Below are 4,857 nucleotides of genomic sequence, written 5' to 3'. Positions count from 1 at the left end.
AGGAACGGCTCGACCTGCCGCACCTGCGGTTCCATGCGCAGGTGCATCTCCACGCCGGCATCGATCGGCCGTCCCAGGTTGACGCTCTGGGTGCCGGGATAACCGACCCAGAGGTCGGCCGAGGAACCGGTGATGTACACGCTGGCACTGCCGAAGATGCCCAGCACCAATGCGGCCTGGAGCAGTTGCAACAGGCCGGCGAAGCCCACGGCGATCATCGCCGGCAGGAAACGTCGCCACTCATGCAGCAGCGTTTGACGGGCAAGTGCGACCATCAGTGCGTCTCCTTCGGCATCTCGCCCGGCAAGGGCGCGCCCCCGAGCGCCTTGTACAAGGCGATGTAGGCGATGCCGCGTTCGGCGCTGGCCCGGGCCTGCCGCACGCTGGCGTAGTACTGTTCGACCTGTGCGCCTTTCAGTTCCAGGTCGCTCTGCAAGCCCAGCCCGACCCGCTGCCGCAAGGCCTGCAAGCGGCTCTGCACGGCCTTGCCGGCCTGCCGGGAGGACTGCTCGCGCTGGCGCGACTGCTCGAGGTCGCCCAGGGCGGTCTCGACTTCGGCCACGCCCACCAGCACGCTCTGCCGATAGGCCAGCAGCGCCGCCTGCAACTGGTGATCGCGGGCGTCGGCCCTGGCCACGCGCTGGCCCCAGTCGAACAGCGGAATGCTGATCCCGGGTCCATAGGAGAAGAGGCTGTCGCCGCTGCGGGTACGCTTGCGGTTGCTGTCGAGGTTCAGCGACCACTGCAACGAGGTGCCCAAGCTGATATGCGGATAGATCTCGGCCCGGCTCAGGCCCGCTTCGCCCGCCGCGCGCATCACCAGGGCTTCGGCCCCGGTGATTTCCGGGCGCGTGCGCAACAGGTCGGCCGGCACGCTGCTCAATTGCCATTGGCCCAGTTGCGGCGGTGGCCCAGGTTGCAGCCAGAGAGGATCGGGCTCGCTCTGGCCCAGCAGCAAAGCCAGTTGTTGTGCATGGTGGTTGATCGCCTGCCACGGTTCGCCCAGGGCCATGTCGGCCCGGGCCAGTTCCGCCTGGGCCTCGGCGATTTCGACGGGTGTCGCCAGCTTGAGCTGTTCACGCACCCGCAACAGCCTCAACTTCTCCCGCAGGGCCTGCTGCACGGCAACCAGTTGCTGTTGCGTCCGTTGCGCCGAACGCAGCTCGATCCAGCGGCGGCTGACTTCCGCGACCAACGAAACCTGGGCCGAACGCAGGTCGGCCTGCGCCAGGGCCTCGTTGCCCCGGGCCAGGCGATCGGTGCTCTGTCTGACCCCGAACAGCGGCAGCTCCCACTGCGCATCGAAACCGACCAGGTAGTTGGAGGTGCTGGTGTCCGGGCTGATCGCGTCCCGGCTCTGGATGGCCAGCGAAGGCCGGTAGCTGTCCTGGGCGTGCTGGCTCAGCAGGCGCGTGGCACGCAGGCGCTCCACCGCCTGGGCGACGTCCAGGTTGTGTTGCAGGGCCCGCTCGACCAGCGCGTCCAATTGCGCATCGCCGAAGGCGCGCCACCACTGGTTCAGGTCGGCCTGCAGCGGCCGCACACCGGCGGGCGCATTGCGCCAGGTGTCGGGAGTCGGTGGTTGCAGGTCCGGCAGCGGCGCCACCGAACAGCCGCCCAGCAGGGTCAGCACCAGCAGCAGCGCACAGGGAACCCGGGCAGGCGCCAGGTGTTGGGGAAGTTTGATAGTCACCACCACAAGTGCAGGTTTCAAACGACGAGATTGCACCGCAACGGCAATCTGGTACGGAGGGAGGTCTCGGCGGCACTGGGAGAGTCCAGGGCAGCGCCGGTATTTTTCCACGGGCTGGGCCTGGGCGCTGTTGGGAAACTGTCGCGGTTTTGTGTAGATCTGTAATCGGCGTTTAAGTAGCGCGCGAGGTCATGCCGCGCCCTGCTCGTACACCGTCACACAATTGCGCCCGGCCTTCTTCGACCGGTACAGCGCCTGATCGGCCCAGGCGATCAGGTCCGCGTGGGTGACCGAGGGACGGCTGAGGTCGGCGACGCCCAGGCTGATGGTGAAGCGGATGGTCACCCCCTCGTGCACCACCTCCTGCGTCTCGACCGCCCTGCGCAGGCGCTCGGCGAAGAACCGTGCGCCGGCCTTGTCGGTGTCCGAAAGCACCACGCCGAACTCCTCGCCGCCATAGCGGCCGGCCACGTCGCTGTCGCGCACATGCTCACGCAACACCTGGGCCACCCGCTCGATGACCTTGTCGCCCGCCTGGTGACCGTAGGTGTCGTTGACCTTCTTGAAGTGGTCGATGTCGAACATCACCAGACTGGTCGGGTTGGCATGGCGCTGGTTGCGCGCGTAGGCGACCTTCAGGCTCTCTTCCCAGTGACCGCGGTTGTACAAGCCGGTCAGCCGGTCGGTGCTGGAGAGTTTCTTCAACTGTGCGTTGACCGCCTGCAACTGGTTGCGGTTGGTGGCCACATCGGTCACGTCGTAGATCACCAGGCAGATGTGGCGGATCTCGCTGTCGGTCGAGCGCAAGGCCAGGAAGGTGGTGTTCTGGTACATGAAGTCTTCCTGGCCGGTGATCGGCTGGTAGTTCTTGAACCTTACCAGGTAGGGGCGCTGCTCCCAGATGGTGAAGGCCGGCGTGCCGAGGGTGGCGACGCTCTCCACCTTACGGCTGAACCACTCGCGATCGACCTCGGGAAACAGCTCGAAGAACGAGCGGTTGTACGCCTCCCCGGGCTGCAACCCGGAGCGGTTCTCCATGAAGGTGTTCCACACCTGCACGCAGTAGTCGCGGTCGAGCACCACCACGCCGACGTCGATGCTCTGGACGATCGCCAGCAACCAGTGAAACTCGTTCAGATCGATGTGGTCGCTCATGGCTCAGCTCATCAGGTAGGCGAGTTTATGGGTCAGGCGCTCGATCGAGTCCTCGGTGAACAGCAACAGCAGGTCGAAGTGGATATCGTGCCCCTCCAGGCTGTAGCTGATCTCCACCGCCAGGGTCTTCTTCCAGCGCTGGCTGTTGATCCGGATCAGGTCCTCGATGGCCGCGTGTTGCCCGAGAATCTGCGGGTGGCCCTGGGAGAACACCACGTCGATCTGCTCGGCGATACTGCTCAGGCAGGCGCCGATCAGCACGCTGGAGAGGTCCAGCAGCATTTCCAGGTCCGAGTACTCCGGCCCCTGGCGTTTCATCAACTGGGCCATGTCGGCGATTTCCGAATCATGGAACATCAGCAGCGCCTCGCCGGCGATACCACTACCGATGAAACCCTGGCAGATGGCCGTGAGCCTCTGGCAACTGCCGACATCGGCCAGGGCCATGTGCAGTTCGCCGACTTCGAGGATATTCACGTTGGGCACCGGCAACTGCACGAACACCCCCAGCACCTTGGCGATCAGCGCCGCCGCGCGGCCGATGGCGACGTTGACCGTCTCGCGGAAGGCATCGCGAAAGCTGACCCGCGCGTCCGATGCCGGACGCGGCAAGGACTCGGCCGGTACGTCGAGCAACCCCAGCTCGGCCAGGGTGCGCTGCAGTTCGTGTTGCTCGAACGGCTTTTTCAGGAACGCCAGCGCCCCCAGCTCACGGACGCGGCGCACCGCCTCTTCCTGGACGTCGCCGGATATCACGATGACCTGGGCCGGCAACCGTTCGGCACCGATCGCCGCCAGCACCTGATAGCCATCCATCTCCGGCATGGTCAGGTCGAGCAGTACCACCTGCCCCAGGCCCTTGCGTATCGCGTCCAGCCCCTGGCGTCCGTCACTGGCCTCGGTGATCGAGACCGGCCAGTTCGCCGGCAATGCGCGCAATACCTGCTTGCGCGCCATGTTGGAATCATCACACACAAGTAGGGGAATCACTGACACAGACCGGCGCTCACATGTTGGGCATCAGGGAAAACATTAGTGGCATGATGCCATAAAATTGACATAAAACGCTGATCATTGGCGCATTATTGAGAACCGCGTCGAACAATTCGCCAGGATATCGCTGACACACGACTCAGGGAATGCCCTAGATCAAGGGTTCCCCTTTTATCGGGGAACCGGCCCGGACCGTCACGGCTTAACACTCTTTGACATTTTTTCGACAAACCCCTCACAGACCCCAAAGGAGCTTGAACCTAAGATACGTCGTCCATTCTCCACCCGGCTGGTGCACCATGTTCCGCTCGCTCTGCACGCTCTTCCTGATCGGCTTCCTCCTGGGCAGCACGGGATGCAACGGCCAGCCGCCGGTGCCGCCGCCCATCCTGGCAAAGGGCGACTACAGCGGTATCATCCGCTACCTCAGGGAACGCATCCCCGAGGAAATGGCCGAGCAGAACGTCCCCGGCCTGTCGATCGCCCTGGTGGCCGACCAGGAAGTGATCTGGGCCCGCGGCTTCGGCTATGCCGACAAGGCCGACGGTGTCAGGGTGACCAACCACACGGCGTTTCGGGCCGGCGCCCTGTCCAAGCTGCTGACCGCCAGTGCCACGCTGCAACTGGTCGAGCAACAGCGGCTTCGGCTGGACGCGCCGCTGCGGGACACCCTCCCGGAATTCCATGTGCGTTCGCGTTTTCACGAGCGCCAGGAGGAGGCCGACCAGGCCGTCACCCTGCGCCGCCTGCTCAGCCACCAGTCCGGCCTGCCCGGCGAATACCTGCGCGACCTGCGCACCCCCTCGGCCCTCGACCAACTGCCGCAACGGGTGTCCGGCCTGTGGCTGAGCACCCCACCCGGCCGGCAGGTGGCCTATTCCAATCTGGGCTATGCGCTGGTCGGCGCCGCCATCGAACGCAGCAGCGGCGAGACCTTCGAGAACCAGTTGCAGAAAACCCTGCTGCAGCCCCTGGGCATGACCCAGTCGAGCTTCATCGGCGACGGCGACCTGCTG

4 protein-coding genes and 1 pseudogene are annotated in these 4,857 nt (G+C 65.1%); 1 reads left to right on the top strand and 4 read right to left on the bottom strand.

Features of this window, described 5'->3' with window-relative positions:
• The 4 genes and pseudogenes from K675_RS0113440 to K675_RS0113425 form a co-directional block, all read right to left on the bottom strand.
• A pseudogene (locus tag K675_RS0113440) lies at window positions 1–275 on the bottom strand (ABC transporter permease); the annotation flags it as partial.
• A complete protein-coding gene (locus K675_RS0113435) occupies window positions 275–1,693 on the bottom strand; it encodes a TolC family protein (RefSeq protein ID WP_232434429.1) in 1,419 nt (472 codons plus the stop codon). The gene K675_RS0113435 and the pseudogene K675_RS0113440, both read right to left, overlap by 1 nt.
• Before the next feature lie 189 nt (window positions 1,694–1,882).
• On the bottom strand, window positions 1,883–2,848 hold the full coding sequence (locus K675_RS0113430) for a sensor domain-containing diguanylate cyclase (RefSeq protein ID WP_017904033.1): 966 nt from the start codon (window positions 2,846–2,848) through the stop codon (window positions 1,883–1,885).
• Window positions 2,849–2,851: 3 nt separating this feature from the next.
• Complete coding sequence (locus K675_RS0113425) at window positions 2,852–3,844, bottom strand: response regulator (protein WP_080635348.1); 993 nt, start codon at window positions 3,842–3,844, stop codon at window positions 2,852–2,854.
• Between the two features lie 296 nt (window positions 3,845–4,140).
• On the opposite strand from K675_RS0113425, the gene K675_RS0113420 reads away from it, so the two are divergent.
• Window positions 4,141–4,857, top strand: a 717-nt coding sequence (locus tag K675_RS0113420; protein ID WP_017904031.1) for a serine hydrolase domain-containing protein, incomplete at its 3' end; no start/stop codon positions are given.

The organism is Pseudomonas fuscovaginae SE-1, from assembly GCF_000364705.1.
GTDB lineage: Bacteria > Pseudomonadota > Gammaproteobacteria > Pseudomonadales > Pseudomonadaceae > Aquipseudomonas > Aquipseudomonas fuscovaginae_A.
This window is presented reverse-complemented; position numbering and strand designations above follow the sequence as displayed.

What these genes read in the sequence shown, in the direction of transcription:
- K675_RS0113430 (WP_017904033.1), bottom strand. Translation starts at nt 2,848, where the DNA reads ATGAGCGACCACATCGATCTGAACGAGTTTCACTGGTTGCTGGCGATC.